Annotated in this window: 26 protein-coding genes and 1 riboswitch; of the genes, 14 read left to right on the top strand and 12 right to left on the bottom strand. The window is 73.3% G+C overall.

Annotated elements, in window-relative coordinates:
- Positions 1-135 precede the first annotated feature (135 nt).
- Positions 136-666, bottom strand: a complete 531-nt coding sequence (ectA, locus tag ACH4KB_RS04395) for a diaminobutyrate acetyltransferase (protein WP_398063471.1) — start codon at positions 664-666, stop codon at positions 136-138.
- Between the two features lie 308 nt (positions 667-974).
- The gene (locus tag ACH4KB_RS04390; protein ID WP_398063469.1) at positions 975-2081 is read right to left on the bottom strand and encodes a pyridoxal-phosphate-dependent aminotransferase family protein; all 1107 of its coding nucleotides are present in this window, start codon (positions 2079-2081) and stop codon (positions 975-977) included.
- Positions 2082-2158: 77 nt separating this feature from the next.
- Between ACH4KB_RS04390 and ACH4KB_RS04385 the strand changes: the two genes are divergently transcribed.
- The gene (locus ACH4KB_RS04385; protein WP_398063467.1) at positions 2159-3259 is read left to right on the top strand and encodes an amidohydrolase family protein; all 1101 of its coding nucleotides are present in this window, start codon (positions 2159-2161) and stop codon (positions 3257-3259) included.
- Between the two features lie 344 nt (positions 3260-3603).
- Entirely contained in the window at positions 3604-4593 is a 990-nt protein-coding gene (locus tag ACH4KB_RS04380) for an SCO1860 family LAETG-anchored protein (protein WP_398063465.1), read from the top strand.
- 100 nt (positions 4594-4693) lie between these two features.
- Here ACH4KB_RS04380 and cobC read toward each other — a convergent pair whose 3' ends face one another.
- Positions 4694-6295 carry an Rv2231c family pyridoxal phosphate-dependent protein CobC gene (gene cobC, locus ACH4KB_RS04375; protein ID WP_398063463.1) on the bottom strand — a complete coding sequence of 534 codons (1602 nt, stop codon included), beginning with the start codon at positions 6293-6295 and terminating at the stop codon, positions 4694-4696.
- A 163-nt stretch (positions 6296-6458) separates the two neighbouring features.
- Here cobC and ACH4KB_RS04370 point away from each other — a divergent pair, with 163 nt between their 5' ends.
- Positions 6459-7190, top strand: a complete 732-nt coding sequence (locus ACH4KB_RS04370; RefSeq protein WP_398063461.1) for a ZIP family metal transporter — start codon at positions 6459-6461, stop codon at positions 7188-7190.
- Positions 7191-7252: 62 nt separating this feature from the next.
- Here the strand turns inward: ACH4KB_RS04370 and ACH4KB_RS04365 are convergent, their stop codons facing one another.
- The 7 genes from ACH4KB_RS04365 to ACH4KB_RS04335 form a co-directional block, all read right to left on the bottom strand.
- A complete protein-coding gene (locus ACH4KB_RS04365) occupies positions 7253-8605 on the bottom strand; it encodes a cobyrinate a,c-diamide synthase (protein ID WP_398063459.1) in 1353 nt (450 codons plus the stop codon).
- Complete coding sequence (cobO, locus tag ACH4KB_RS04360) at positions 8599-9198, bottom strand: cob(I)yrinic acid a,c-diamide adenosyltransferase (protein WP_026237554.1); 600 nt, start codon at positions 9196-9198, stop codon at positions 8599-8601. Before cobO ends, ACH4KB_RS04365 begins: the two co-directional genes overlap by 7 nt.
- On the bottom strand, positions 9198-11243 hold the full coding sequence (locus ACH4KB_RS04355) for a putative cobaltochelatase (RefSeq protein ID WP_398063457.1): 2046 nt from the start codon (positions 11241-11243) through the stop codon (positions 9198-9200). Before ACH4KB_RS04355 ends, cobO begins: the two co-directional genes overlap by 1 nt.
- On the bottom strand, positions 11240-13027 hold the full coding sequence (locus tag ACH4KB_RS04350) for a cobyric acid synthase (RefSeq protein WP_398063455.1): 1788 nt from the start codon (positions 13025-13027) through the stop codon (positions 11240-11242). Before ACH4KB_RS04350 ends, ACH4KB_RS04355 begins: the two co-directional genes overlap by 4 nt.
- Before the next feature lie 40 nt (positions 13028-13067).
- A complete protein-coding gene (locus ACH4KB_RS04345; protein WP_398063453.1) occupies positions 13068-14054 on the bottom strand; it encodes a cobalamin biosynthesis protein in 987 nt (328 codons plus the stop codon).
- Between the two features lie 131 nt (positions 14055-14185).
- Positions 14186-14318, bottom strand: a riboswitch (cobalamin riboswitch).
- A gap of 149 nt (positions 14319-14467) precedes the next feature.
- On the bottom strand, positions 14468-14698 hold the full coding sequence (locus ACH4KB_RS04340; protein ID WP_265602347.1) for a hypothetical protein: 231 nt from the start codon (positions 14696-14698) through the stop codon (positions 14468-14470).
- Between the two features lie 12 nt (positions 14699-14710).
- A complete protein-coding gene (locus tag ACH4KB_RS04335) occupies positions 14711-15973 on the bottom strand; it encodes an anion permease (protein ID WP_398063450.1) in 1263 nt (420 codons plus the stop codon).
- 277 nt (positions 15974-16250) lie between these two features.
- On the opposite strand from ACH4KB_RS04335, the gene ACH4KB_RS04330 reads away from it, so the two are divergent.
- The 3 genes from ACH4KB_RS04330 (at position 16251) to ACH4KB_RS04320 (ending at position 19702) form a co-directional block, all read left to right on the top strand.
- Complete coding sequence (locus ACH4KB_RS04330; RefSeq protein ID WP_398063448.1) at positions 16251-16910, top strand: class II aldolase/adducin family protein; 660 nt, start codon at positions 16251-16253, stop codon at positions 16908-16910.
- 130 nt (positions 16911-17040) lie between these two features.
- Positions 17041-18168: an alpha/beta hydrolase gene (locus ACH4KB_RS04325; RefSeq protein ID WP_398063446.1), complete on the top strand. Its 1128-nt coding sequence runs from the start codon at positions 17041-17043 to the stop codon at positions 18166-18168.
- A gap of 184 nt (positions 18169-18352) precedes the next feature.
- On the top strand, positions 18353-19702 hold the full coding sequence (locus ACH4KB_RS04320; RefSeq protein WP_398064624.1) for a hypothetical protein: 1350 nt from the start codon (positions 18353-18355) through the stop codon (positions 19700-19702).
- An 82-nt stretch (positions 19703-19784) separates the two neighbouring features.
- Here the strand turns inward: ACH4KB_RS04320 and ACH4KB_RS04315 are convergent, their stop codons facing one another.
- Positions 19785-20195, bottom strand: coding sequence for a VOC family protein (locus tag ACH4KB_RS04315; protein ID WP_398063445.1), 411 nt, complete (start codon positions 20193-20195; stop codon positions 19785-19787).
- Between the two features lie 301 nt (positions 20196-20496).
- On the opposite strand from ACH4KB_RS04315, the gene ACH4KB_RS04310 reads away from it, so the two are divergent.
- The 3 genes from ACH4KB_RS04310 (at position 20497) to ACH4KB_RS04300 (ending at position 23604) form a co-directional block, all read left to right on the top strand.
- Entirely contained in the window at positions 20497-22095 is a 1599-nt protein-coding gene (locus ACH4KB_RS04310; protein ID WP_371622754.1) for an ABC-F family ATP-binding cassette domain-containing protein, read from the top strand.
- A gap of 350 nt (positions 22096-22445) precedes the next feature.
- Positions 22446-22667, top strand: a complete 222-nt coding sequence (locus ACH4KB_RS04305; RefSeq protein WP_006123601.1) for a helix-turn-helix domain-containing protein — start codon at positions 22446-22448, stop codon at positions 22665-22667.
- Positions 22668-22812: 145 nt separating this feature from the next.
- On the top strand, positions 22813-23604 hold the full coding sequence (locus ACH4KB_RS04300) for an enoyl-CoA hydratase/isomerase family protein (RefSeq protein ID WP_265602352.1): 792 nt from the start codon (positions 22813-22815) through the stop codon (positions 23602-23604).
- Here ACH4KB_RS04300 and ACH4KB_RS04295 read toward each other — a convergent pair.
- Positions 23594-24340: a hypothetical protein gene (locus ACH4KB_RS04295; protein ID WP_398063442.1), complete on the bottom strand. Its 747-nt coding sequence runs from the start codon at positions 24338-24340 to the stop codon at positions 23594-23596. The genes ACH4KB_RS04300 and ACH4KB_RS04295 overlap by 11 nt on opposite strands.
- A 93-nt stretch (positions 24341-24433) precedes the next feature.
- Here ACH4KB_RS04295 and ACH4KB_RS04290 point away from each other — a divergent pair, with 93 nt between their 5' ends.
- From ACH4KB_RS04290 to amaP, 5 genes are read left to right on the top strand one after another with little or no spacing between them, the layout of a single operon-like run.
- The gene (locus tag ACH4KB_RS04290; protein ID WP_018957713.1) at positions 24434-24904 is read left to right on the top strand and encodes an Asp23/Gls24 family envelope stress response protein; all 471 of its coding nucleotides are present in this window, start codon (positions 24434-24436) and stop codon (positions 24902-24904) included.
- Between the two features lie 44 nt (positions 24905-24948).
- Positions 24949-25140 (top strand): hypothetical protein, encoded by a 192-nt coding sequence (locus tag ACH4KB_RS04285; protein ID WP_006123598.1) that lies wholly within the window; start codon positions 24949-24951, stop codon positions 25138-25140.
- Entirely contained in the window at positions 25137-25490 is a 354-nt protein-coding gene (locus ACH4KB_RS04280; RefSeq protein ID WP_398063440.1) for a hypothetical protein, read from the top strand. The genes ACH4KB_RS04285 and ACH4KB_RS04280 overlap by 4 nt, the downstream gene beginning before the upstream one ends.
- A complete protein-coding gene (locus ACH4KB_RS04275) occupies positions 25487-26170 on the top strand; it encodes a DUF6286 domain-containing protein (RefSeq protein WP_398063438.1) in 684 nt (227 codons plus the stop codon). The genes ACH4KB_RS04280 and ACH4KB_RS04275 overlap by 4 nt, the downstream gene beginning before the upstream one ends.
- 5 nt (positions 26171-26175) lie before the next feature.
- Complete coding sequence (amaP, locus tag ACH4KB_RS04270) at positions 26176-26754, top strand: alkaline shock response membrane anchor protein AmaP (protein WP_398063436.1); 579 nt, start codon at positions 26176-26178, stop codon at positions 26752-26754.
- Positions 26755-26761: the final 7 nt, after the last annotated feature.

The raw sequence follows: 26761 nt of genomic DNA, 5'->3' as shown, positions 1-26761 counted from the left end.
GGGGGTGTGACGGGCAGTGGTCTGGTGCTCCCCGCCGCAGGGATGCGGCCGGGGCCGCGCCGAGTGGTCGGACGGCGCGAGAAGTCGGTGGGAGCGGACGTACGGCGGGTACGCCGGGTGCGGTGGCCGGGCGGCTCAGGTGGCGAACGGGCCTATCCGGTAGAGCACCTCGGGCAGGTGCGTCTCCTCGGGGAACAGCGCGCCGTCGAAGAGCACTTCCTTCTCCAGCGCGACGTCGTGGCGCTGGGCGTAGGACGTGAACAGCCGGTCGGAGGCGGTGTTGTCCGGCGTGATCGTCGTCTCCACGGACGCCAGGCCCTGGTCGGCGGCGACCCGGGCGGTCAGCGCGTCCAGCAGAGCGGCGGCCAGTCCCTTGCCGCGGTGGGCCTGGTCGACGGCCACCTGCCAGACGACGAGGGTCTGGGGGCGGTCGGGCCTGATGTAGCCCGTCACGAAGGCGATGGGCTCGCCGTTCTCGCCACGGGCGACGGCGGAGGTCGCGGCGAAGTCACGGCACCACAGCAGGTAGCTGTACGAGGAGTTCAGGTCCAGGACCTTGGAGTCGCGGGCTATGCGCCAGATCGCGGCTCCGTCCTCCACTCGTGGCGCATCGATACTGAGGAATTCGCTTCGGGCACGGGCAAAATCTGCTGGTGCGGCGGTCATGCGCATTGAATTTACCCAGCAAATTTCGAAATTGCATCGACGTAGAGGGTTGGGTGAAGAGCCTTCATGTGTTATCAGGCGTGCGTGAGGAGACCTCCGATCTGGGTGCAACTTCCTGCATTTTGTCCCGAATTAATCGGGCATAACGCCGATCTTGTGGAGTCGGTCACAGGGTTGTAACTCTCGCGAGATGTGTCCGAATTATGAAGTTCGAGGCCGGAAAAAACTGGCCCGTTTAGGTGACGGAAAAGCGGGAAGAAGAATGTGGGAAGCTGCTTTTAATAAAGCAGCTTTCCGCATGATGAATATCAGAGGCTCGGCCAGGTTTCCGAAACAGCCCGCCGGGCAGCCTCGATGTCGACCGGCAGGCCCGCGTCGGCCAGCACCGCCCCCAGAGCCGCGAGCGAGGACAGCACCGCGCCCCGCGTCGCATCCGCCCCGTAATGGTTGACCCGGATCATCTCCTTGGACAGCGCCCCGCCGCCCGCGACGAGCGGCAGCGCGGGGTCCGCCGCCAGCGCCCCCGCGACCAGCGCGGCCGCGTCCGTCCCCGCCGGGGCGCGCAGCGTCGTCGCCACCGGGGCCGCGTCCCGCGCCTCGTGGACGTACGGTTCCAGCCCCCCGCCCAGGGCCACCGCCCCGGCCCGGGTCGCCGAGGCGGCCGAGGCGTGGCGGGCCATCAGCGTGTCCAGGCCCTCGTCCTCGATCCGCGCCACGCAGGCCTCCAGCCCCAGCATCTCCAGCTGCGCCGGGGCGTGCGGCAGCGCCCTGCGGCCGGCGTCGATCCAGCGCTCCTTCCAGTCCAGGAGGGAGAGGTAGGAGCGGCGCGGGGCGGCCGGGTTGGCGGCGATCCGCTCCCAGGCCCGCTCACTCACCGACACCGCCGACACCCCGGCGGGCCCGCCCATCGCCTTCTGCGCGCCGATCACGCAGAGGTCGACGCCCCAGGCGTCAGGCAGCAGCGGCTCGGCGCCCACCGAGGCGACCGCGTCCAGCATGAACAGAGCGCCGTGCGCCCGGACCACCTCGCCGATCTCCGCGACCGGGTTGGTGTTGCCGGTCGCCGCCTCCGCGTGCACCAGCGAGACGAAGTCGATCCCCGGGTGCTCGGCGAGCGCCTCGGCGACCTGGCCGGCGGTGACCGCGGAGTGGAAGGGCACCGTGAGGTCGACGACCTCCGCACCGCAGTCCCGCAGCCAGTTGCCGAAGGTCTGCCCGTAGGGCCCGGTGACCACGTTCAGCGCGGTCGAGCCGGGCCGCGCGCCGCCGCGGATGCAGCCCTCCAGAGGCAGCAGCGCCTCGCCCTGGGTGATGACGATGTCCTGCTCCGTGGCGAGGAGCCGGGCCACGCGCCGCTCGATCGCCGCGAAGCGGTCGGCGGTGAGCGGGGGAAGGTCGAGGAAGGGGTGCGTCACGGCGGGGCTCTCTTCGGGATCGTTCGACGGTCGGAATCGCACGGGCAGCCTACCGACGGCCTCGTACAGTGCCGCGTATGAGTGATCAGGAGGAGCAGCGGGTGCTGCGGGTGAAGGGCCGGGTGCTCGTCGGCCCGGACGAGGTGCGGGACGAACTGTGGGCCGTGGACGGGCGGGTCTCCTACGAGCGGCCGCCCGGCGCCGACGGCGCGGTGACGGTCAGGGGCTGGGCGCTTCCCGGGCTGGTCGACGCGCACTGCCATGTGGGCCTCGACCGGCACGGCCCGGTCGACGCGGCGACCGCCGAGAAGCAGGCGCTCACCGACCGGGAGGCCGGAACGCTGCTGATCCGGGACGCGGGCTCGCCCTCCGACACCCGGTGGATCGACGACCGCGAGGACCTGCCGAAGATCATCAGGGCCGGCCGTCACATCGCCAGGACCCGCCGCTACATCCGCGACTACGCCCATGAGATCGAGCCCGGCGACCTCGTCGCGTACGTGGCCCGGGAGGCCCGGCGCGGGGACGGCTGGGTCAAGCTGGTGGGGGACTGGATCGACCGCGACGCCGGCGATCTGACCGCCTGCTGGCCGCGCGGCGAGGTCGAGGCGGCCATCGCCGAGGCGCACCGGCTGGGCGCCCGGGTCACCGCGCACTGCTTCGCCGAGGAGTCGCTCACCGACCTGGTGGAGGCGGGCATCGACTGCGTCGAGCACGCCACCGGCCTCACCGAGGACACCATCCCGCTCTTCGCCGAACGGGGGGTCGCGATCGTCCCGACGCTGGTCAACATCGCCACCTTCCCCGACCTCGCGGCCGGCGGCGAGGCCAAGTTCCCCCGCTGGTCGGCCCATATGAGGCAGCTGTACGACCGCCGCTACGACACCGTGCGCGCCGCGTACGACGCGGGGATCCCCGTCTACGTCGGCACCGACGCGGGCGGCTCCCTGGCGCACGGCCTGGTCGCGGGCGAGGTCGCCGAGCTGGTCAAGGCGGGCATCCCGCCCCTGGAGGCCCTCTCCGCCACCACATGGGGGGCCAGGCGCTGGCTGGGACGCCCCGTGCTGGAGGAGGGCGCTCCGGCGGACCTGGTCGTGTACGACGAGGACCCGAGGGCCGACGTCCGGGTGCTGGCGGCCCCCCGGCACGTCGTGCTGAACGGGCGGGTGATCGGATGAGAGCGACGCGGTGCTGTGTTGACGAGCAGTGACGTGCTGTGTTGACGAGCAGTGACGGACACGGTCCCGGACTCGTTGATGCACCTCTGCGAGGCCCCGGCGCGAGCGCACTTCGTACGGCTCGCGCCGGGTGAAACGGGTGACACGGGTGACGTCGGCGAACGCACGTGCCGAAAGATTCGAATATGCGCACGGAAACCCCCCTTTGGAGTGAACTCACGCCAGGTGTCCGTCAGTTCACCCTCAGTGCGTAAAGATTCACGGAGTCGAGGCCACCGGCGCAGGCGATGTCCCCCATTGGGCTGTGCCGGTGGCTCCATGTCTCTTGTGGGGGTTCCACCATCTTGAACAGCAACACCTTCCGTCTCGCCGCCCTGGCGGTCGCCGCCGGCCCCGTCGCCCTGCTTGCCGCCGTCCCCGCGCACGCAGCCCCCGCGACGCCCGCCACCGGCGGCGAGGGCAGGGCGAGCGCGGTCGTGCTCCGTACCGGGCTCGACGTCTCGCTCCTCAACAAGTCCGTCCAGGTGCCCCTCAAGGTCACGCTCAACGAGGTGACGGCCCCGGCCAGCGCCGAGAAGACCGCGCTCAGCGTGAACGTGGACGGAGTGGAGGGCGGCGCCCCGGTCAGCGTCCTGCGCGCCGACGTGGCCACCGCGAACGCCACCGTCGACGAGCACAGGGCCGAGGGCCACACCAACCTGGCGAAGGCCAGGATCCATGTCCCCGGACTGCCGGTGCTCTCGCTCATCGAGGTCGAGAAGGTCACCTCCAAGGCGGTCTGCGAGACCGGCAGGAAGCCCGTCGCCGAGTCCAACGTGCTCGGCCAGGTCGCGGTGCTCGGCAAGAAGGTGACGCTCTCCGCCGGCGGACCGACCCGGGTGGCGGTGCCGGGCGTCGGCGAGGTCTCCCTCGACCTCTCCAGGACGGTCACCACCGAGCGCACGGCGGCCGCGACGGCGCTCCAGCTCAAGGTCTCGGTCAACCCGCTGAATCTCAACGTCGCCGAGGTGGAGGGCGAGGTCACCCTGGCCGAGGCGACCTGCGAGACCCCGAAGGGGCCGAAGCCCTCCGAGAAGCCGAAGCCCCCGGAGGAGCCGAAGACCCCCGAGGAGCCGGGCTCCACCGACGGCGGTTCCACCGGCGGCGACGGTGGCACGAGCGGCGGCGACGTGAAGACGCAGACCGGCTCCGACACCGCCCCCACCGAGGCCAACCTCGCCGAGACCGGCGGCAGCTCCACCACCCCGTACATCGCGGGCGGAGCGGCCCTGCTGCTGGCCGTCGGCGCGGGCGCGACGGTGCTGGCCCGCAGGCGTGGCAGCAGCCAGAGCTGATACGGGTGAGGGGGCGGCGTTCGCACGACGGACGCCGCCCCCGCCCCTGCCGGGCCCCCGAGGCTGTCGGGTGACCTCGGGGCGGACACCCGACAGCCTCTCAGCGCCCCGATCTCGCGGGCAGCGCCTGCACGGCCTGGTCCAGGGCCTGGAGGAAACGATTGGTCGTGGCCCGGTCGCGGACCGCGAGCCGCAACCACTGCGGCCCCAGCCCCGGGAACGTGTCCCCGCGCCGCGCCGCGAAGCCCAGCAGCCGCAACCGCTCCCGGACCTCCGCCGCCCGTTCCAGACGCACCAGGACGAACGGCCCCCGGGCCGCCTCCACCACCTCCACCTCACTGAACTCGGCCAGCCCGGCGAGCAGATGGGCCCGGTCCACCGCGATCCGGTCCGCCGCCTCGGCCGCCTCCACCAGCGCCCTCGGCTCCATGCACGCCCGGGCCGCCGCCAGCGCCGGGGACGACACCGGCCACAGCGGCTGCGCCTCGGAGAGCAGCGCCACGGTCTCCGGAGCGGCCAGGACATAACCGATCCGCAGCCCGGCGAGCCCCCACGTCTTGGTGAGGCTGCGCAGCACCACGAGCCCCGGGATGTCCGTCCGGTCGCACAGCGCCTCGCGCTCGCCCGGCACGACGTCCATGAACGCCTCGTCGACCACCAACGTCCGCCCCGGCCGCGCCAGCCGCTCCAGCAGCGCCGCCGGGTGCAGCACGGACGTCGGGTTCGTCGGGTTGCCGATCACCACGAGGTCCGCCTCCTCGGGCACCGCCTCCGGATCGAGCCGGAAGCCGTCCTCGGCGCGCAGCAGCACCCGGCCCACCGCGTGCCCGGCCGCTCGCAGAGCCGCCTCCGGCTCCGTGAACTGAGGATGCACCACGACCGGGCAACGGGCCGGAAGGGCACGGGCGATCAGGACGAACGCCTCGGCCGCGCCCGCCGTCAGCAGCACCCGCTCCACCGGCAGCCCGTGCCGGCCGGCGACCGCGGCTCGGGCGGATGACCCGTCCGGGTAGGAGGCCAGCGAGGTGAGCGACGCGGCTATCCGCTCGCGCAGCCACTCCGGGGGAGTGTGGGTACGGACGTTCACCGCGAGGTCGGTCAGATTCTCGCCGCGCACCTCCGCGTCGCCGTGGTGGCGCAGGTCGGGCCCTGTGCTCTCGATGTTCCGCGTGGGGGGATTCATGGCAGCCATGGTGAACGGGTGGGAGCCCGACGTCACCGGTGAGGTGGAAGTTTTCCTCCCGGAAACCTCGAAAGTCCCGGCGACCGCCGGAAACCGGCGGGCCACCGCACAGGTCGCCATCCCCCGGCCGGCGGCCTTCCCGCCCGGGGCGCGGGTCTTCGGGACCACCAGTTCGTCCGCCTCGATCAGCGCCGCCGCCTCCGCGACCGACGGGGTCCCCACCGCGGCGTCCACCGCGCCCGAGGGGTGCGGCACGCGGACCGCGGCCAGCGCCCCGGCCGGATGGGTCCGCAGCGGCACCCCGAGCCGGGCCGCCGCCCCCACGATCCCCGGCTCGTCCGCCCTGGCGTCGACCGTCGCCACCTCCAGCACGTCCGCCGCGTCCAGTCCCGCCCCGCTCAGCACCGCCTCGATCAGGGCGAACACCACGTCGCCCGGGGCGCCCCGGCGTGCGCCGACCCCCACCACCAGACTGCGGGCCCCGGACTCCGGTCCGGTGCCGAGGGATGCTCCGGTCATCGGCGGAGTCCTGCCTTTCAGGTCATACGTCCCGGTGGTGCGGGGGAGGAGGCGGTGGGGCCGTTCCGTATACGGAAACAGGCGGTGGGAGGGGCACGGCGGACGCCGCGGGTAAGGACACCCTGAGATGCGGGGAGAGGCCTCGATCGGCTAGCAAGGCCCCATGGCGGTGTTCGTCGCGCTCGGCGCGTTCCTGATGACTCTGGCCGGCGGCTGGGTCGCACAACGCGTCACCGACCGCCGTCACCTGGTGCTCGGCCTCGCGGGCGGGCTGATGCTCGGCGTGGTCGGACTCGACCTCCTGCCGGAGGCCATCGAGGCGGCGGGCACCCCGGTGTTCGGGGTCCCCGCCGCCCTGCTGCTGTTCGTCGGCGGCTTCCTGGCGGCCCATCTGGTGGAGCGGCTGCTCGCCGGGCGCCAGGTGGCACACGGGGCGGGCGGCCACCACGGCGACCGCGTGCCGCAGGTGGGGCTGACGGCGGCCGCCGCGATGGTCGTCCACAGCCTGATGGACGGCATCGCGCTGGGCGCCGCCTTCCAGGTCAGCGGCTCCATGGGCGTGGCCGTCGCGCTGGCGGTGATCAGTCATGACTTCGCCGACGGATTCAACACGTACACCCTCACCAGTCTTTACGGGAACGCCCGACGCAAGGCGCTCCTGATGCTGTTCGCGGCTGCCGCGGCACCGGTCGTGGGCGCCGCGACGACGCTGCTGTTCACCCTTCCGGAGGAACTGCTCGGCGGCTATCTCGGCTTCTTCGGCGGAGCGCTGCTCTACCTGGCTGCTGCCGAGATCCTTCCCGAGGCGCACCACACCCATCCCGCCCGCTCCACCCTTCTCTGCACCATCGGGGGCGTGGGCTTCATCTGGCTGGTCGTCGGCATCGCGGAGTGAGCCACGCGTACGCCCGAGCGCCCCGTCACGACGGGCGCGCCCCCGCCCCCCGGACGGTGGGTTCACCGCGCCCGGCAGTGCTCGACGAACCGCCGGGCCACCCCGGGCGACGCGGCCCAGTGGGTGTGCAGATAGCTCGCGTGAACGCCCCGCTGGACGTACCCCTCGACCCGCCGCTCCGGCTGGTGCATGCCCCAGGCCGGCGTGGTCCCCGCCCCCGGCTCCAGCACCGTGCGGTGGAACTCGTGACCGCGCATCCGGGTCCCCGCCACCGCCAACGCGCTGTCCGACACGGCCACCGCCTGGCGGTACCCGAGCGTGAGCCGCTCGGACATCCGGGCATCGGCGTCCAGCACCCCGCACATGGGCTTCCCGTCCAGCTCCCGCGCCAGATACAGCAGCCCCGCGCACTCGGCCGCCACCGGGACGCCGCTCAGGGCCAGTTCCGTGACCGCCCGCCGCAACGGCTCGTTCGCCGACAGCTCGGGGGCGTACATCTCCGGGAACCCGCCGCCGATGACGAGCCCCGCCGTGCCCCCCGGCAGCTTCTCGTCCCGCAGCGGGTCGAAGACCACGACCTCCGCACCGGCCGCCGCCAGCAGCTCGGCGTGCTCCGCGTACGCGAAGGTGAACGCCGCCCCGCCGGCCACGGCCACGACGGGCTTCACAGCGCCGGGCCTCCGGGCGTAATCCGGCTCCCACGCCTCGCCCGGCAGAGCCGGCGCGGTCCGGGCCAGCGCCATCAGCGCGTCCAGGTCGCACCCGGCGCGCACCCGCTCGCCCATCGCCGCCACGGCGTCCACCGCTTCGGAGCCACGCTCGGCCACCGGGACCAGCCCCAGATGGCGCGAGGGCGTCGCCACCTGCGGGGCCCGCCGCAGCACGCCCAGGACCGGCAGCCCCGACTCGTCCAACGCGTCCCGCAGCAGCGCCTCGTGCCGGTCGGACGCCACCTTGTTCAGGATCACCCCGCCGATCCGGACCTCGGGGTCCCAGGAGGCGAACCCGTGCACCAGGGCCGCCACCGAACGGGACTGCGAGGAGGCGTCCACCACCAGCACCACGGGGGCGCGCAGCAGCTTCGCCACCTGCGCGGTGGACGCCAGCTCCCCCTGTCCCGAGGCACCGTCGTACAGCCCCATCACCCCCTCGACCACGGCGAGGTCGCACCCCGCCGACCCGTGCGCGAACAGCGGGGCGATCAGCTCCGTCCCGCACATGTACGCGTCGAGGTTGCGGCCGGGGCGCCCCGTCGCCAGCGAGTGATAGCCCGGATCGATGTAGTCCGGCCCCACCTTGTGCGGGGAGACGGCGAGCCCGCGTGCGGCGAAGGCGGCCATCAGACCGGTGGCCACGGTGGTCTTGCCGCTGCCGGAGGCCGGAGCGGCGATGACCAGACGGGGCACGGTCACCACTCGATGCCCCTCTGGCCCTTCTGCCCCGCGTCCATCGGGTGCTTGACCTTCGACATGTCGGTCACCAGGTCGGCGGCCTCGATCAGCGCGTCCGGCGCGTTGCGGCCGGTGATCACCACATGCTGGGTGCCGGGCCGGTTCCGCATCACCTCGACGACCTCGTCGGTGTCGATCCAGCCCCAGTGCAGCGGGTAGGCGAACTCGTCGAGCACGTACAGCTTGTACGTCTCGGCCGCCAGGTCGCGCTTGACCTGCTCCCAGCCCTCGCGGGCCTTCTCCTCGTTGTCCAGCTGACCGTCGCGCTGGACCCAGGACCAGCCCTCGCCCATCTTGTGCCAGTCGACGGTGCCGCCCTCGCCGCTCGCTCCGAGGACCTTCAGCGCGTTCTCCTCACCGACCTTCCACTTCGCGGACTTCACGAACTGGAACACCCCGATCGGCCAGCCCTGGTTCCAGGCCCGCAGCGCGAGCCCGAAAGCGGCCGTCGACTTGCCCTTGCCGATGCCGGTGTGGACGAACAGGAGCGGACGGTTGCGCCGCTGACGGGTGGTGAGCCCGTCGTCCGGCACCGATGTCGGCTGTCCCTGTGGCATTAAGCGGCCCTCCCGGCTGCGGTGACGTCCCTGACGAGCCCGGCGATCGAGTCGGCCCGCAGCTCGTCGAGCGTGACGGCGGTGCCTCCCAGTTCCCGGGCCAACTCCCCGGCGAGACCGAGGCGTACGTACCCCGACTCGCAGTCCACGACGACGGATGCCGTCCCCTCCGAGCGGTGCAGCCGCCCGGCCCGCCCCGCGAGCGCCACCGGCTCCGGCCCGCCGGTCGCCCGGCCGTCCGTCACCACGACGAGCAACGGCCGCCGCGACGGATCGCGCAGCCGCTCCACCCGCAGCACGTCATGAGCCTTGAGCAGCCCGGCGGCCAGCGGGGTGCGGCCCCCGGTCGGTAGCGACTCCAGGCGGGAGGCGGCCGCGTCCACGGACGAGGTCGGCGGCAGTGCCACCTCCGCCTCCTTGCCCCGGAAGATGACCAGGCCGACCTTGTCCCGCCGCTGGTAGGCGTCCAGCAGCAGCGACAGCACGGCCCCCTTGACCGCGCTCATCCGCTGCCGCGCCGCCATCGAACCCGACGCGTCCACGACGAACAGCACGAGATTGCCCTCACGCCCCTCCCGGGTCGCCTGCCGCAGATCGTCCCGGCGCACCACGAGCCCCCGCCCCGAGCGCCCGCGCGCCCGCTGGTGCGGGGCGGCGGCCCGCACGGTCGCGACCAGGTGCAGCTTGGTCAGCGACCCCTGCGGGCGGCGGGCGCCGGTCGTACGCCCGTGCTCGGTACGGGCCCGGGAGCGCCGCCCCGCGGCGCCCTCCCCGAGCCCCGGCACGCTGAGCATCTTCGTCCGGAACGGCTCGGCGGACGCCACCGGCTGCTGCTCGGCCCCGGTGGTCCGGCCGGGCGCGTCGGGGCTGCCCTCGGGAGCCCCGGACGGCGTGTCGTCGCCTGCTGAAGTCCCTGGCGGGGGGCGGTCGCCATCGGCCTGCGGCGGTACGCCACCGCCCCCACCGCCACCGCCATCGGGGCCGGGGTCGGGATCGTCGTCGTCGCCTGGCCCCCCGTTCCCTTGTCCCTCGTCCCCCGCGGCTTCGTCCAGGGTCTGGTCGAGCTTGTCCTCGTCCAGACCCGGCGCGTCGAACGGGTTGCGGCGACGCCGGTGGGGGAGGGCGAGGAGAGCGGCCTGCCGCACATCGTCGGCGGAGACCTCCTCGCGGCCCGCCCAGGCGGCCAGCGCGGTCGCGGTACGGGCCATCACGATGTCGGCCCGCATCCCGTCGACCTCGAACGCGGCGCAGGTCGCGGCGATCTGCCGCAACACGCCGTCACCGAGCACGACCCGGGGCAGCAGGGCGCGCGCGGCGGCGATGCGCTCCCGCAGGGCGCTCTCCTCCCCGGCCCAGCGCGCGGCGAACCCCTCGGGGTCGTCGTCGTACGCGAGCCTCCGCCGCACGACCTCGACCCGTTCGTCGGTGTCCCGGGACGCGGCCACCTCGACGGTCAGCCCGAACCGGTCCAGCAACTGCGGCCGCAGCTCGCCCTCTTCCGGGTTCATCGTCCCGACCAGCAGGAACCGTGCCGCGTGCCGTACGGAGACGCCCTCGCGCTCGACGTACGAGGCGCCCATGGCCGCCGCGTCCAGCAGCAGGTCCACCAGGTGGTCGTGGAGGAGGTTGACCTCGTCGACGTACAGGATCCCGCGGTGCGCGTCGGCCAGCAGCCCCGGCTCGAACGCCTTGACGCCCTCCGACAGCGCCCGCTCGATGTCCAGCGCCCCCACGAGCCGGTCCTCGGACGCGCCGACGGGCAGCTCCACGGTCCGCGCGGCCCGCGACACACCGGCGGCCTCCGCGTGCGGCCCGTCGGGACACGCCGGATCGGGGGAGACGGGATCACAGGAGAACCGGCACCCCGGCACGACGGAGACCTCCGGCACGAGGGCGGCGAGCGCGCGCACGGCGGTGGACTTGGCGGTCCCCTTCTCGCCCCGTACGAGCACCCCGCCGACAGCCGGACTGACCGCGTTCAGCAACAGCCCGAGCCGCAGGTCGTCCTGCCCGACGATCGCGGTGAAGGGATACGGCGTACTCACTTGGCCTCCTGGTCGACGTGAACAACAGCTGCTTCCCCGAGCCCGTGGGGCATTGCGTCAGCGGACCGGGCGACATCAAGCCCTTGGCCCCTTGACCCGGCGGACCGGGCAAAATCAAGCCCTTGGTCCTTTGACCCTGCGGACCGGGCAACGTCACGCCCCTGGCCCCTTGACCCGGCGGACCCGGCCAAATCAAGCCCCTCCGGCGATTGAGGAGCGGGGTCCGGGGCGGCGCCCCGGCTCTCCGGAGCACCCGCACCCGCGTCAGCCCCCGGCAGGGCCGGCGCCCCCGGCGGCACGAACGGCAACCCCGCAGGCGCACCCCCCTCGATCAACCGCCACAACGCGTCCGTGTCCGCGTGCTCCTCCACCAGATCCCCGAGCCGGTCCAGCTGCTCCTCCCGCAGCACCCCGAAACTCGTGTCCGGCGCCGGCACGAACCGCCGCCCGGCGGCCCGGGCCACCGCCACCAGGAACCGCCGCCGGAACGCGTCGCTCTCCAGCGACCCATGCCAGTGCGTCCCCCACACCGCCCCCACCCGGCACCCGTCGAGGAACGGCTCCCCGCCCCGCACATCGGCCACCCCGTGGTGGATCTCGTATCCCTCCACCGGCTCGCCCAGCGCCGAACCGACCGGCCGCGCCAGCGTCTTGTCCCGGTCGAAGCGGATGCGCACCGGCAGCAGCCCGAGCCCGTCCACGACGCCGGCCCGCGACTCCACCTCGTCCTCGATCCGCTCGCCGAGCACCTGGAACCCGCCGCAGATCCCCAGTACCGGCCGGCCCTCCGCGGCCCTCCGCACCAGCGCGTCCGCGAGGCCCCGCTCGCGCAGCCAGGCCAGCGCCTTCACCGTGCCGCGCGTCCCGGGCACGATCACCAGGTCCGCGTCGGCCAGCTCCTCCGCCCGGTCCACGAACCGCACGACGACGCCCGGTTCGGCGGCCAGCGCGTCCACGTCCGTGAAGTTCGACATCAGCGGCACGGCGCAGACCGCCACCCGCAACACGTCCTCGCCGTGCGGGGGAGCCACGACCGACTCCCGCACCGCACCCCGCAGGGACACCCGCAGACCGTCCTCCTCGTCGATGCCGAGCCCGTGCGCGTACGGCAGCACCCCGTACGTCCGCCGCCCGGTCAGCCCGTACAGCATGTCCAGGCCCGGCTCCAGCAGCGAGACGTCGCCCCGGAACTTGTTCACCAGATAGCCCGCGACGAGCGCCTGGTCCTCCGCGCTCAACAGCGCCGTCGTCCCGAAGAACGACGCGAAGACCCCGCCCCGGTCGATGTCCCCGACCACCAGAACCGGGAACCCAGCTGCCCGCGCGATCCCCATGTTCACGATGTCCGTGCGCCGCAGATTGATCTCGGCCGGGGACCCGGCGCCTTCACAGATCACGGCGTCATAGGACGACCGCAGCTCCTCCAGACAGTCCGTCACCGTCCCGAGCAACGCTTCCTGCCGCCCCCCGTGGTACCCCCGGGCGCTCATCTCTCCCACCGGCTTGCCCATCAGCACGACCTGGCTGGACCGGTCACTGCCGGGTTTCAGCAGCACCGGGTTCATCAGGGCCGTCGGCTCCACCCGGGCGGCCTGTGCCTGCATCGCCTGGGCCCGGCCGATCTCCGCGCCCTCCCGGGTCACGAAGGAGTTCAGGGACATGTTCTGGGCCTTGAAGGGCGCGACCTTCACGCCCCGGCGCACCAGCCACCGGCAGATGCCCGCCGTGACGACGCTCTTGCCCGCGTCCGATGTGGTCCCCGCGACCAGCAGCCCGCCGCTCATACCCGCTCCCGTTCCCGTACCGCGTTCCGTGCCGGACCGTTCATGACCGCCCCCGCCCCCGCTGCCGTCCTGCCGACGACCGTCCCGCGACCACGCGGCCCGCGACCATCCGCCCCGCCACGCACACGCCGAGGGCCAGCGCGCTCACCCGGCGCGACAGGCGTACCGCCCGTTCGATGTCCGCGCCCCGCACGTCCCGTCCGGACTCCCCGTTCAGCACCGGCCGGTGCTCGACGCGCCCCGCGTACGCCAGGGTCCCGCCCAGCCGTACGCCGAGCGCCCCCGCGAACGCGGCCTCCACCGGCCCCGCGTTCGGGCTCGGGTGACGCCCTGCGTCCGCCCTCCAGGCGCGTACGGCCTCCCGGGGCCGCCCGCCGCCCGCCACGGCCAGCGCGGCCGTCAGCCGGGCGCCGGGCCACCCCGCGAGGTCGTCCAGGCGGGCCGAGGCCCAGCCGTAACGGCGGTAGCGGGGCGACTTGTGGCCGACCATCGCGTCGAGCGTGTTCACCGCCCGGAAGCCGACGAGCCCCGGCACCCCGCCGATCGCCCCCCACACCAGCGCGCCGACGACGGCGTCCGAGGTGTTCTCGGCGACCGACTCGACGACCGCGCGGGCGATGCCCGGGCCGTCCAGGAAGTACGGATCGCGCCCGCACAGGTGCGGCAGTCGCTCCCGTGCCACCTCCAGGTCCCCGGCGGCCAGGGCGCCGCCGATGGCGCGGGCCTCCCGCCCCAGTGACGTCCCGCCGACGACGGACCAGGCGGTGGCGGCGGTCAGCGCGACGGCGAGCGCGGGGCGTCCCCGGACGGCGCGCGCGGTCAGCGCGGCGGCCCCCACCGCGCCTCCGGCGCAGACGAGGGTGTGCAGCGCGCCCCGGCCCCGGTCGTCACGCCACAGCAGGGACTCCACCCGCGCGGCGGCGCGGCCGAATCCGGCGACGGGGTGGCCGTGGCGGGGGTCGCCGAGCAGGGCGTCGGCGATCAGCCCGGCCGTGGCGCCGTACGCGAAAACGCGGTCGGCACGCATGGCTCAGCCGGTCGCGGGGAGAGGCGTTCCGGAGGGGGAATGAGGGGGCATGTGAAGCGGCACACGGCGGCCGGGCATGGCGTATGTCCTCACTCAGGGTCCGCGCCCTGGTTCGACGTGACCGGCGACGAGAGTCTCCTGGCTTCCGGATCCGCAGTTCCCCCGGCCTTCCAGCCCGTGTGTCGTGGGCCGTGACGTCCGGTGTGGGGGAGTGCTCCCCGGTGACAGTGGCGGGACCGCGCCGGATTCGCACCGGCTTCCTCTGCTGTCGCCGTAAATGGCTCCGGCAGTCCACCACGCCCCGCGAAGAACCGTCAACTCGCTGTTGACCTGCGAGGCTCCACTGTGCGCAGACACACATCGGGCCGGACACACGCGCGTGTGTCCGGCCCGGGGAAGTGCGGGGTACGGGGTCAGGCGACGATCAGGTAGATCCCGTACGCGACCGCCGCCACGCACGCCGCGAAGCAGGCGTACGCGCCGGTGCGCGCCAGCGCGACCGACCCTCCGGAAGCGCTGCTTCCGGCCGTGGCGGACTGCTTGGAGAGGGCGACGATGCCCAGGGTGAAGAGGCCGACCAGCGCGACGGTGACCACGAGGCTGACACCGAACACGGAGGCGAGAGCTGCCCAGTCGATTTTCATGCGGATCTGTCCTTACACCTTGGCCGGCGGCCGGGCCGGGTCGTCGGGCGACGGGGCCGGGGCCGGGATGGTGGTTGCGAGGTCGGCGGCCGGGCCGCCGACGGGCGGCGGCTGGACCGCGGCGATGGCGGTGGTGACGACGCCCTGGGGCTCGCCCTCCCCGTCCATGTCGTTGACGTTGGTGTGGTCGACCGGCTGGCGGCGCGAGGCCAGCCAGATGGCGAACGAACCGCCCACCAGGATGACCGCCGTGACGGCGATGCCCCAGGGGCCCTGCTTGGTCAGGAACTCGGCGCCCGCGCCGACCAGACCCGCGGCGGGCAGCGTCAGACCCCAGGCCACGAACATCCGGGTGGCGGTGGACCAGCGGACCACGCCCCCCTTGCGGCCGAGACCCGCGCCCATCACGGCGCCGGAGCAGGACTGGGTGGTGGAGAGGGAGAAACCGAGGTGCGAAGAGGCCAGGATGACCGTCGCCGCACTGGTCTGGGCGGCGAATCCCTGCGGCGGCTGGAGGTCGGTCAGCCCCTTGCCCATCGTGCGGATGATGCGCCAGCCGCCGAGGTAGGTGCCGAGCGCGATGGCCACACCGGCGGAGACGATGACCCACAGCGGCGGGTTGGAGCCGGGGGCGAGGACGCCTCCGGTGACCAGGGCCAGCGTGATGATGCCCATCGTCTTCTGGGCGTCGTTGGTGCCGTGGGCGAGCGAGACGAGACCGGCGGAGGCGATCTGTCCGGCCCGGTAGCCCTTGGCCGTCGACTTCAGCTGGCCCTCGTCGGTGACGTTCCGGTTGATCCGGTACGTCAGTCGCGTGGCCAGCATCGCGGCGAGGCCGGCGACGAGCGGGGCGGCGATCGCCGGGAGCAGCACCTTGGTGACGACGGTGCCGCCGTTGATCGAGGACCAGCCGGCCGACATGACCGCGGCGCCGATCAGACCGCCGAACAGGGCGTGGGAGGAGCTGGAGGGCAGGCCGACCAGCCAGGTCAGCAGATTCCACAGGATGGCGCCGACGAGCGCCGCGAAGATGACCTCGGTTCTGAGGCCGTCCTCGTTGACAATCCCGCCGGAGATCGTCTTGGCGACCTCCACCGACAGGAACGCGCCGATCAGGTTGAGAACGGCGGACATCGCCACCGCTGTCTTGGGCTTCAGGGCGCCGGTCGAGATGGTCGTCGCCATCGCGTTGGCGGTGTCGTGGAAACCGTTCGTGAAATCGAACACGAGAGCTGTCACGACCACAATCGCAAGCAGCAGCGTGATGTGTTCCATTTACCCAGGCAATCGTTCGACGTCAGTGGCACGTGGACCGTAGGCAACCTGGATGAACGGAAGATGAACTGGACAGGGCGCTGTGGTGACCCCAAGCGGAGTGTGTTGCCTCCGCTTGTGTCCGGGAGGGGCCGGGCGAGGCCTGTGAGGTGGGGCGTGGGCCGCCCTTTGCCACTAGTTGGCGAACATTTTGAACGGCTGTTCGGCACCCGGAAGAGACCTCCGTCACCTGTCATGTGACGTTCCGGTTGCGCCTCTTGCCCCCTACGCTCGCCCCATGAGCGAGCAGCACCCGGAATCCGTCGGCCGGACCTGGCTGGACGTCGTCGCGACCGCCCGCCGCAGCGCGGCGGACGGCCTGGTCGTCGGCACCTCGGGCAACGTGTCGGCCCGCGTCGGCGACCTGATCCTGGTCACGCCCAGCGGGGTCCCCTACGACCGGCTCGGCCCCCGGGACGCGGTCGGCGTCGACCTGGAAGGCCGCCAGGTCCTCGGCGACCTCGGGCCGACCAGCGAACTCCCCCTCCACCTGGCCGTCTACCGCTCCACCGACGCCGCCGCCGTGGTCCACACCCACGCCGTGCACGCCACCGCCGTCTCCACCCTCGTCACCGAGGTGCCGCTCGTCCACTACGCCGCCGCCATCCTCGGCGGCCCCGTCCGCACCGCCGCCTACGCCCGCTACGGCACCCCGGAACTGGCCGAGGCCATGCTCGGGGCCCTGGAGGGCCGTACCGGCTGTCTGCTGGCCAACCACGGCACCGTCACCTACGGCGACACGCTCGACCAGGCCTACGAGCGCACCGCCCAGCTGGAGTGGCTCTGCCGCCTCTGGCTCACCGCGAGCTCCGTGCCCGGCCGCACCCCGGCCCTGCTCGACGCGGCCCAGCTGGACGAGGTGACGGAAGCGCTCAAGGGATACGGCCAGCCCGGCTGACCCCGCCTGCCCCCGGGCACGCGCGCAAACCACCGGGGCCCGGGCCACGGCTCCGGACCGGACCCCGCCCGTCCGCCCCGGACGGCCCCGCCCACTGGCAGCCCGCCTCCCGCCCCCCGACACTGAAGCGGTGCGCCCGGTAACCGCGACGGCAACGGCCGTCACCACGATCCTCGGCGTCGGTGCGACAGCGGTCGCCGCCGGCCGGTACGCCAGCGGCGTCGCCCTCAAAGCGGCGCCGGGACGTCCCCTCCCCGCCGACCGCAGACTCGCCGTGCACGCCACGGCGGCCGGACAGGTCACCCTGACCCGGTCCTTCTCGGCGCTCAGGCCCGGCACCTACGGCCTGTCCGGACCCGGCGTCCACGCGGTCGTCGGGCCCGTCGTCGAAGGGGCCTCCCAGGCCGCCGACACCGTCGTCCGCAGGCTGGAGAGCGTCGGCCGGGGACTCCTCGAACCGGGCGTGAAGGTGCGGCTCACCCCCGCGCTGTACGACGGTGACCCGAGCGGCGACCTCGGCCTGGACCACCAGGAGGTCGAGATCCCCGGCGAGCTGGGCACCCTGCCCGCCTGGTACGTCCCCGGCGCCCGCGACACCTGGGTCATCACCGTGCACGGCCTCGGCACCACCCGGGCCCACCCCATGAACCTGATGCCGTTCCTGCGCGGACAGGGCTTCCCCGTGCTCGACCTCGCCCACCGGGGCGATCCCGGAGCCCCCCGCCCCGCGGACGGCCTCGGCCACTTCGGCGCATCCGAGTGGCGCGACCTCGACGCCGCCCTCCGCTGGGCCCTGCGCCACGGGGCCCGCAACGTGATCGTCCACGGCTGGTCCACCGGCGCCACCATGGCCCTGTACGCCGCGGTCGAGTCCCCGCTCCGCGACCGGATCAGCGGCCTCGTCCTCGACTCCCCGGTGCTGGACTGGCAGGTCACCCTGCGCGCCCTGGCCGCGGCCCGCGGGGTCCCGGCCGCCGTTCTGCCGCTCGCCGTCCGCGCCGCCCAGGGCAGGACCGGGATGAACGCCGCCCCGCTGCTGGAGACCTCGGCGCCCGCCTCCCTGCGCACCCCGACCCTGATCCTGCACGGCCCGGACGACACCATCGCCCCCTGGGCCGCCTCCCGCGAGCTCGCCGCCCGCCGCCCGGACGTGGTCAGCCTCCACGCCGTACCGCAGGCTCCGCATGCGTCGATGTGGAACGCCGGCCCGGCCCGCTACGAAGAGACCCTGCGACGCTTCCTCACGCCCCTGATGTGAGCCGATGGGGTGAACTCTCCCGCTTGCCGCCGCACCGGGGGAACCTTTCCCGTACCGGTGAAACGCCTTCCGTTTGGGCTTTCGGGCCGTCAGGGGCAAGACTGCTCCCGTGACGTCCCGTACTCCGCGCGACTCCAGGCTGCGACTTGTCCGCCCGCGACCCCTCGCCACCGCCCGCAAGGCCGTGACGACCCGGCGTACCAGGCCGGCTCCCCGGCCCCCCGAGGGCACCCCGCCCCGTACGGAACTGGCGCGCCAGGCCAGGACGGTGCTCGCCGACGCCGTACGCATCGCCCACTGGGCGGCGGGCACGCCGGGGCCGGGCACCGCCGCCCCGCTCGCGGCCCACGCCCTCGAACGGGCGGCCACCGCTCTGGAACTCTCCCCGGCACAGGTCCGCGCCGGCTGGGACCGGGCCCGGCTGGCCGGACTGATCGAACTGCACGGCGACACCGCCCGCCCCGGCTGGCGGCTGCGCGCCTGGGACCGGGACGACTCCGCCGTCCTGCGCGGCTGGGTGGCGCTCTTCGACGCCTGGTCGCTCGTCCACGCCGCACCCGCGGACATCGAGGCGGGGGCGGTCGCCGAAGCCGTCGAGGCCGTGCCCCAGGTGCTCTCCCTCCTCCAGCTCTCCGCGGGGCCCGTCACCGTCCCCGCCCTGCTGGACCTCCTCGGGCAGCGCGTCGCCGAACTCCAGGAGGAGCGCTGCGAAGTGCCCCTGGGACCCGGCAGAACCGCGCCCGCCGCCCCGGCGGAGCCCCCCGCCCGGGCAGCGGCGGCCGAGAACGGCGCCGGACCCGCCCGGAGCGCCGACCTCAACGCCCTGCTGCTCGACTGGGCCCTGGAGGGCCTCGCCGCCGTCGGGGCGCTGACGCTCGGCAAAGGGCACGCCACCCTCACCCCGCTCGGCAACTGGGCGGTCTGGGTCAAGCTGGAACAGATCTGCGTCGCCGCCCAGAGCCCGGCCGGAAACATCGAGCAGTCCGCCGCCCACATGCTCCTCGGCTGCGCCCGGCTCACCCCCGGCCCGGCCCGCGCCGAATACCGCGCCTGGCTCGCCGCCCGCACCGTCGGCAGCGCCGTCGCCGAACTGCTGGCCGTCGCCCGGGGCGAGGACGCGCTGCTGCGCGGACTGGCCTTCGAGGCGCTGAGGGTCGTCGGCGCCCCCGCCGAACCCGAGGTCCGGGCCGTGCTCGCCGAACCCTCGCTGCGGCCCTACGCGCTGCTCTGGCTCGCCGAGTACGAGGGCAACGACCCGGACGACGCCCCGGACGTCCTCAGCCGCGAGGAGGCCACCTGGCTCTGGGTCGACACCGCGGCGGCCGTCGCCGACCACGGCGAGACCGGGCTGCTGGTGCGCCACCTCGACTCCGCCGTCCAGGGCACCGTCCCGGCCCTGCTCGACGAGGTCAGGGCCGTCGGCCATCCGCGCACCGTCCAGGTCCTGGTCGCCCTGGCCGCCGCCCACCCCGACCCGGCCCTGGCCAAGGCGGTCCGCCGGGCCGCCTTCCAGGTGCACACCGGAGGAGCCTGACCCGGGGCCCGGGTGGCCCCGGGGCCACCCGGCGAGACCCGACCGCCGCCGTGCCGGGGAGTCGCCCCGCCCGCCCGCCCGCTCAGCCGGACCCCGGTGCGTACGTCCCGAAGCTCCACACGTTGCCCTCGGCGTCCCGCGCCATGTAGTCCCGGGAGCCGTAGTCCTGGTCGGTCGGCTCCATGAGGATCTCCACGCCGAACTCCCTGGCGCGGGCACAGTGCTCGTCCACCTCGTCCACCACCACGTACACCCCCGCCGGGCCCGCGCCCGTCATCGCCTGCGCGAACAGTCCCCCGCGCCCCTTGGAACCGAGCATCACCCTGCCGTTGCCGCAGGACAGCTCGGCATGCAGCACACTGCCGTTCTCCCCCTCGTGGACCGCCTCCTCGGTGAAGCCGAGGCCCTGCGTCAGCGTCCTGATCGCGGCCTTCGCGTCGTCGTACAGGATCGTCGGGCAGACCGTGGGAACGCCGCTCGCCCCGCCTGTCATCGCACTCACCTCTCCCGGTGTCGCATCTGCTGTCCCGACCACATGGATGTGATCTGCGTCTCAGTCTTCCACCGGGCACTGACAACGCCCTCCTGGGCCCGGTCCTCGCCGACCGTCGCCGCGTCCAGGCGGGTGCCGCCCCGGGCCGGGTATCGGCCCGTTCGTCCCGACGGGCGCGCGGACAAAGAAGTTGCGCACCGCCAGTAGAATGAGCCGTATGGCTTTCCTCCTTGTGCATTAGCGGCGTCGAGAGACCTCCGCCCTCGTCCCTCCGCCGTCCCTACTGCCCTGGAGTTCTCCCGTGATCACCGCTTCCGGCATCGAGCTGCGCGCCGGCGCCCGCATCCTCATCGAGTCCGCTTCCTTCCGTATCGCCAAGGGCGACCGCATCGGCCTCGTCGGCCGCAACGGAGCGGGCAAGACCACCCTCACCAAGTGCCTCGCGGGCGAGGGCACCCCCGCCGGGGGCACCATCACCAGGTCCGGCGAGGTGGGCTACCTCCCGCAGGATCCGCGCACCGGCGACCTCGACATCCTCGCCCGCGACCGCATCCTCTCCGCCCGCGGCCTCGACACGATCCTGCGCAAGATGCGCGAGAACGAGGACCGGATGGCGAACGGACAGGGCGCCACCCGCGAGAAGGCGATGAAGAAGTACGAGCGCCTGGAGACGGAGTTCCTCACCAAGGGCGGGTACGCCGCCGAGGCCGAGGCCGCCACCATCGCCGCCGCGCTCAGCCTGCCCGACCGGGTCCTCGGCCAGCCGCTGCACACGCTCTCCGGCGGTCAGCGCCGCCGCGTCGAGCTGGCCCGGATCCTCTTCTCGGACGCCGACACCCTGCTCCTGGACGAGCCGACCAACCACCTCGACGCCGACTCCATCGTCTGGCTGCGTGACTACCTCAAGTCCTACCGCGGCGGCTTCGTGGTGATCTCCCACGATGTCGACCTGGTCGAGACGGTCGTCAACAAGGTGTTCTACCTCGACGCCAACCGCTCCCAGATCGACGTCTACAACATGGGCTGGAAGCTCTACCAGCAGCAGCGCGAGGCCGACGAGAAGCGCCGCAAGCGCGAGCGCCAGAACGCCGAGAAGAAGGCCGCGACCCTCAACGCGCAGGCCGACAAGATGCGCGCCAAGGCCACCAAGACGGTCGCCGCCCAGAACATGGCCAAGCGCGCCGACCGGCTGCTCTCGGGCCTGGAGGCCGTCCGGGTCTCCGACAAGGTCGCCAAGCTGCGCTTCCCCGACCCCTCGCCCTGCGGCAAGACCCCGCTGATGGCGGAAGGCCTCTCCAAGTCGTACGGCTCGCTGGAGATCTTCACCGACGTCGACCTCGCCATCGACAAGGGCTCCCGCGTCGTCATTCTCGGTCTCAACGGCGCCGGCAAGACCACGCTGCTGCGGCTGCTCGGCGGCGCCGAGAAGCCCGACACCGGCGAGGTCATCGAGGGGCACGGGCTCAAGCTCGGGTACTACGCCCAGGAGCACGAGACCCTCGACCCGGAGCGCACGGTCCTGGAGAACATGCGCTCCGCCGCACCCGACCTCGACCTCGTGGCGGTCCGCAAGACGCTCGGCTCCTTCCTCTTCTCCGGCGACGACGTCGACAAGCCCGCGGGCGTGCTCTCCGGGGGCGAGAAGACCCGGCTCGCCCTCGCGACGCTGGTCGTCTCCTCCGCCAACGTGCTCCTGCTCGACGAGCCGACGAACAACCTCGACCCCGCCAGCCGCGAGGAGATCCTCGGCGCACTGCGCACCTACAAGGGCGCGGTCGTCCTCGTCACCCACGACGAGGGCGCCGTCGAGGCGCTCCAGCCGGAGCGGATCATCCTGCTCCCGGACGGCGTCGAGGACCTCTGGGGAGCGGACTACCGCGACCTCGTCGCCCTCGCCTGATCCACCGGGGACCTCGTCGCCCTCGCCTGAATCACCGGGAATAGATCATTCGGCCTACGCGTGATCCATCATCTGCGTGAGGACGTCTCGTACTCCGGTGGTGCGCCCGGCGCTCACCCGTCGTGCGCCCCCTTCCCGGCCGCTCTTCCCCGTACGGCCCTGACCTGGCTGTTCTCCGGCCGGGCCGGGTCGTATGCCCTCGCACGCCATGGGGAATCAAGGATTCCGTTCGTGCCGACGCGCTTCGCGTCCGGGAAACCGCTCGCACCGACCTTGCCGAATGGGTGGCCAGGAAGCGCGGGAGGGGTGATCATGAGAGTCCAGAGCGCACTTCCCATGAGGAGGCACGGGTGGCCGAGACTCTGAAGAAGGGCAGCCGGGTAACCGGCGCCGCGCGTGACAAGCTCGCGGCAGACCTGAAGAAGAAATACGACTCCGGTGCGAGCATCCGGGCGCTGGCCGAGGAAACCGGCCGCTCCTACGGGTTCGTCCACCGGATGCTCAGTGAATCCGGAGTGACGCTGCGAGGACGCGGCGGCGCGACACGGGGCAAGAAGGCCGCTTCGGCCTGAGGCCTCTGCGTTTCTCGGGTCATTCGGCGTCATTCGGGCCCAACGAATTCGGGGTGACCACCCGGCTGACCGCAAGGTCGTCCGGGTGGTTACTGTTCAGTCACTTCATACCGAGTGCTGACCGCACCCCATCCGGAGGCGCCCCATGACCTCGCTCGACACTGTGCTCGACAAGGACGGTGTACGGCTCACCGTCGACGACGCCGTCGCCACGGTGACGCTCACCCATCCGGCCAAGCGCAACGCTCAGTCTCCCGCTCTGTGGCGGGCGTTGACCGAGGCCGGAAGGGCGCTGCCCGGCACGGTCCGGGTCGTGGTGCTCCGCGGCGAGGGCATGTCCTTCTCCGCGGGCCTCGACCGTCAGGCCTTCACTCCCGAGGGCTTCGACGGCGAGCCGTCGTTCCTCGACATGGCGCGCGGCCCGGAGGCCGAGCTCGACGCGATCATCGCCGAGTACCAGGAGGCGTTCACCTGGTGGCGCCGCAACGACCTGGTGTCGATAGCGGCGGTCCAGGGCCACGCCATCGGCGCCGGCTTCCAGCTCGCCCTCGCCTGCGATCTGCGGATCGTCGCCGAGGACGTGCAGTTCGCCATGCGCGAGACCAGCCTCGGCCTCGTTCCCGACCTCACGGGCACCCATCCCCTGGTGCACCTCGTGGGGTATGCCCGCGCGCTCGAAATCTGCGCCACCGGCCGCTTCGTGCACGCCGAGGAGGCCGAGCGCACGGGCCTCGCCAACCTCGTCGTCCCCGCCGACCAGCTCGACGCGGCGGCGCGCGACCTGGCCGGGGCCCTGGTCGCGGCACCCCGCGACGCCGTCGTCGAGACCAAGGCCCTCCTGGCCGGCGCGCTCTCGCGCGACTACGAGGAGCAGCGCGTCGCCGAGCGGGCCGCCCAGGGCCGCCGGCTCCGCGACCTGGCGGGCATCACCGACTGACCACGTGCGTGACCAGCACCGACACCGGCAGCCGCTCCGCCGCGGCCGCCGCCACCGCCGTGCGCACGGACCGGGCGACATCCAGCGCCCGGTGGTCCCCGTCCGTCGCCACCTCGACCCGCACATGGTCGCGGGAGGTGTGCACCGGGTCGCCCAGGACCCGGGTCAGCGAGACGACCCCCGGCACTCCGGCGGCAGCCGTCGCCACCGGCCCCTCCGGCTTCGCGCCCGGGGCCGGCGGCGCCGTTCCCCCGGCCGTCACCTGATCGGTCGCACCGTCCTCCAGCAATGCGGTGACCGTCAGGTCCACCTCGGCGATCTCCAGACCCAGCCGGGCGGCGGCGGCCGTGAGCAGCGCCGCGCGCAGGGCCGCCGCGGTGTCGGGCAGCGGCCGGTCGGGGGTGGTGGAGAACTCCGCCTCGATCCGCAGCGGTACCGACGGCAGCGCGTTCGGCGGAGCCGGGGGCGGCGCCGGGTCCGCCGGGCCCCGCGACGCTTCGCGGCCCCCTCCGGCCGCCGCCGCCTCCACCGCCGCCTCCGTGGGGCCGATCCGCAGCTTCCCCAGCACCGTCCCGGGGCGGGCCGTCGCCCCGCGCAGCACCGCGGCGGCAGCCGTCTCGGCGATCCACGCGCCGTCCTCCGGGCCGCCCAGCGGCAGCAGTCTGCCCAGGCCCAGCCGCTGCCGTACCGCGGCGGTCCATCCGTCGTCCCTCTGCGGGTCCCGCGCTGTTGTCATCGCCCCAGCCTGCCGCATCCACGGCGCGGGATGGCGAAAGCACACTTAACGTGGGCGAGGAAGTCCAACCCTGTCCCGAAGGGAAGATCGGCGATGACTGAGAGCTCCCAGCGCAACAACCCCGACAGCGGCCCGGGCGGCAAGAACCTCGGCAAGCGTGGCGGCGGTGACCCCGGTACCCGGGGCCGCACCACCATCGCCGACGGCGTCGTCGAGAAGATCGCCGGAATGGCGGCACGCGACGTGGCCGGTGTCCACGCGATGGGCAGCGGCCTGTCGAGGACGTTCGGCGCCGTCCGCGACCGGGTTCCCGGCGGCGGCAAGTCCGTCACCCGCGGTGTGAAGGCGGAGGTCGGCGAGTCCCAGGCGGCCCTCGACCTGGAGATCGTCGTCGAGTACGGCGTGTCCATCTCCGACGTGGCCCGCGACGTGCGCGAGAACGTCGTCGCCGCCGTGGAGCGCATGACCGGACTCGAAGTCGTCGAGGTCAACATCGCGGTCAGCGACGTCAAGCTGCCCGACGAGGAGGACGACGAGGACGAGTCCGAACAGCGGGTCCAGTAGCCCTTCCGCATTTCCGTCGCACGCCAGTTGAGGAGAGAAACACGATGAGCATGGCTGTCGCCGGTCTGTTGGCCGGCATGGCGCTCGGGTTCGCCGGGTATTTCGGCGGGTTCGGAGCCTTCGTACTGGTGGCCGCGCTGGGCGCGATCGGCTTCATCGCCGGCCGCTTCCTGGACGGCGACCTGGAGCCCGGCGACTTCTTCCGGAGTCGCGAGCGCGGCGACCGGCGACGGTGACGGCGGTGACCGGCCGGGTCGCCGCCGCGATACGGGGCGAGACCCGGATCGCCGACCGCGTCGTCGCCAAGATCGCCGCCCAGGCGGCGAAGGAGGCGATCGACGAACCGCCCGCGGACGGGGCGTCGCCGCGTGCCACGGTCACCGTGCACCGCGACGCCGCCCGGGTCCGCGTCAGCCTGGAGCTCGGCTATCCCAGCGACATCGGCCGCCAGTGCGGCGCCGTACGCCGCCGGGTCGCCCAGCGGGTCGAGGCACTCGCAGGCATGGAGGTACCCGAGGTGGCCGTGCAGGTCGAACGGCTGCACCCCGCCGGAGCGAGCGCCGCCGCACAGGGGAGGATCCGATGACCGAACCCCGTGAGCCGACCGGCTCCACCCGGCGCATGCCCACCGTCGGACAGGACGACGCCGACGCGCGCACGCCTGCCCAGGACCCGACGGCCGACGCCCGCGAATCGGTCCCCACCCTGGAACGGGGCGACAGCGCCGCCGGCCGCTTCTGGTCCGCCCGCCGCGTCCCGGCCGCCCTGCTGGCTCTCGTACTCCTGGGCGGGGCCGGACTGCTGCTCTACGACATCGCCGCCGTACGGGCCGGGCGCCCGGCCATGGGGTGGCGTCGCTCCCTCGCCGACGGACTGGCCGAACAGCGGCTGGACGACGTCGCGGTGCTCATCGGGGCCGGGGTGGCGGCGTTGATCGGACTCTGGCTGATCCTGCTCGCCCTCACCCCCGGACTGCGCGATCTGCTGCCGATGCGTCGCGACCGCGCGGACGTCCGGGCCGGACTCGACCGCACCGCCGCCGCACTGGTCCTGCGGGACCGGTCCGTGGAGGTGTCCGGCGTGCAGTCCGTGCGGGTCAGGATGGGACGGCGGAAGGCGAAGGTGCGCGCGCTCTCCCACTTCCGGGAACTCGACGACGTGCGGACCGACCTGGACACCGTGCTGGAGAAGGCCGTACGGGAGCTGGGCCTGGCGAAGCCGCCGGCCATCTCCGTCCAGGTGCACCGACCGGCGAAGAAGGGATGAGCCGCATGCGCTCCACCGTCAACCGGGTCCTGCTGGCCCTGGCCGGGCTGGTGCTGGTCGTCGTCGGCGGAGCCGTGCTCGCCGCCGGCCTCGGCGCGTCCGTGCCGTCCTGGTGGCCCTGGGACGGCAAGACCGACGTGCTGCTCAGCGTGGCCGACCGGCAGCGCTGGCGCGACGACGGCTGGTGGTGGCCGACGGTGATCGCCGTCCTCGCCGTCCTCGTGGTCCTCGCTCTGTGGTGGTTCCTCGCCCAGCTCCGCCGCGGCCGGCTCGCCGACGTACTGGTGGACAGCGGCGACGGCGAAGGGGCCCAGCTGCGGGGCCGCGCCCTGGAGGGCGTCCTCGCCGGGGAGGCGGAGGCACTGGACGGAGTCGCCCGCGCCCAGGCGATGCTGACCGGCCGCCGCACCGCGCCCCGGGCCCGGGTCCGCCTGCTGATGGAACCGCACGCCGCGCCCCTGGGGACGCTGAACGCGGTCGCCGACGGGGCGCTGGCGCACGCACGCGACTCGGCCGGCCTGGACGGACTCCCCGCGGAGGTGCGCCTCAGGGCCGTCAAGCACCGCGCGGAACGGGTCTCCTGACGGCCCT

The sequence above is a fragment of the Streptomyces sp. NPDC017520 genome, from assembly GCF_044329855.1.
Taxonomy (GTDB): domain Bacteria; phylum Actinomycetota; class Actinomycetes; order Streptomycetales; family Streptomycetaceae; genus Streptomyces.
This window is presented reverse-complemented; position numbering and strand designations above follow the sequence as displayed.

What these genes read in the sequence shown, in the direction of transcription:
- ectA (WP_398063471.1), bottom strand. Translation starts at nt 666, where the DNA reads ATGACCGCCGCACCAGCAGATTTTGCCCGTGCCCGAAGCGAATTCCTC.
- ACH4KB_RS04385 (WP_398063467.1), top strand. Translation starts at nt 2,159, where the DNA reads ATGAGTGATCAGGAGGAGCAGCGGGTGCTGCGGGTGAAGGGCCGGGTG.
- cobC (WP_398063463.1), bottom strand. Translation starts at nt 6,295, where the DNA reads ATGACCGGAGCATCCCTCGGCACCGGACCGGAGTCCGGGGCCCGCAGT.
- ACH4KB_RS04370 (WP_398063461.1), top strand. Translation starts at nt 6,459, where the DNA reads ATGGCGGTGTTCGTCGCGCTCGGCGCGTTCCTGATGACTCTGGCCGGC.
- cobO (WP_026237554.1), bottom strand. Translation starts at nt 9,198, where the DNA reads ATGCCACAGGGACAGCCGACATCGGTGCCGGACGACGGGCTCACCACC.
- ACH4KB_RS04350 (WP_398063455.1), bottom strand. Translation starts at nt 13,027, where the DNA reads ATGAGCGGCGGGCTGCTGGTCGCGGGGACCACATCGGACGCGGGCAAG.
- ACH4KB_RS04345 (WP_398063453.1), bottom strand. Translation starts at nt 14,054, where the DNA reads ATGCGTGCCGACCGCGTTTTCGCGTACGGCGCCACGGCCGGGCTGATC.
- ACH4KB_RS04340 (WP_265602347.1), bottom strand. Translation starts at nt 14,698, where the DNA reads ATGAAAATCGACTGGGCAGCTCTCGCCTCCGTGTTCGGTGTCAGCCTC.
- ACH4KB_RS04335 (WP_398063450.1), bottom strand. Translation starts at nt 15,973, where the DNA reads ATGGAACACATCACGCTGCTGCTTGCGATTGTGGTCGTGACAGCTCTC.
- ACH4KB_RS04330 (WP_398063448.1), top strand. Translation starts at nt 16,251, where the DNA reads ATGAGCGAGCAGCACCCGGAATCCGTCGGCCGGACCTGGCTGGACGTC.
- ACH4KB_RS04315 (WP_398063445.1), bottom strand. Translation starts at nt 20,195, where the DNA reads ATGACAGGCGGGGCGAGCGGCGTTCCCACGGTCTGCCCGACGATCCTG.
- ACH4KB_RS04300 (WP_265602352.1), top strand. Translation starts at nt 22,813, where the DNA reads ATGACCTCGCTCGACACTGTGCTCGACAAGGACGGTGTACGGCTCACC.
- ACH4KB_RS04295 (WP_398063442.1), bottom strand. Translation starts at nt 24,340, where the DNA reads ATGACAACAGCGCGGGACCCGCAGAGGGACGACGGATGGACCGCCGCG.
- ACH4KB_RS04290 (WP_018957713.1), top strand. Translation starts at nt 24,434, where the DNA reads ATGACTGAGAGCTCCCAGCGCAACAACCCCGACAGCGGCCCGGGCGGC.
- ACH4KB_RS04285 (WP_006123598.1), top strand. Translation starts at nt 24,949, where the DNA reads ATGAGCATGGCTGTCGCCGGTCTGTTGGCCGGCATGGCGCTCGGGTTC.
- ACH4KB_RS04275 (WP_398063438.1), top strand. Translation starts at nt 25,487, where the DNA reads ATGACCGAACCCCGTGAGCCGACCGGCTCCACCCGGCGCATGCCCACC.
- amaP (WP_398063436.1), top strand. Translation starts at nt 26,176, where the DNA reads ATGCGCTCCACCGTCAACCGGGTCCTGCTGGCCCTGGCCGGGCTGGTG.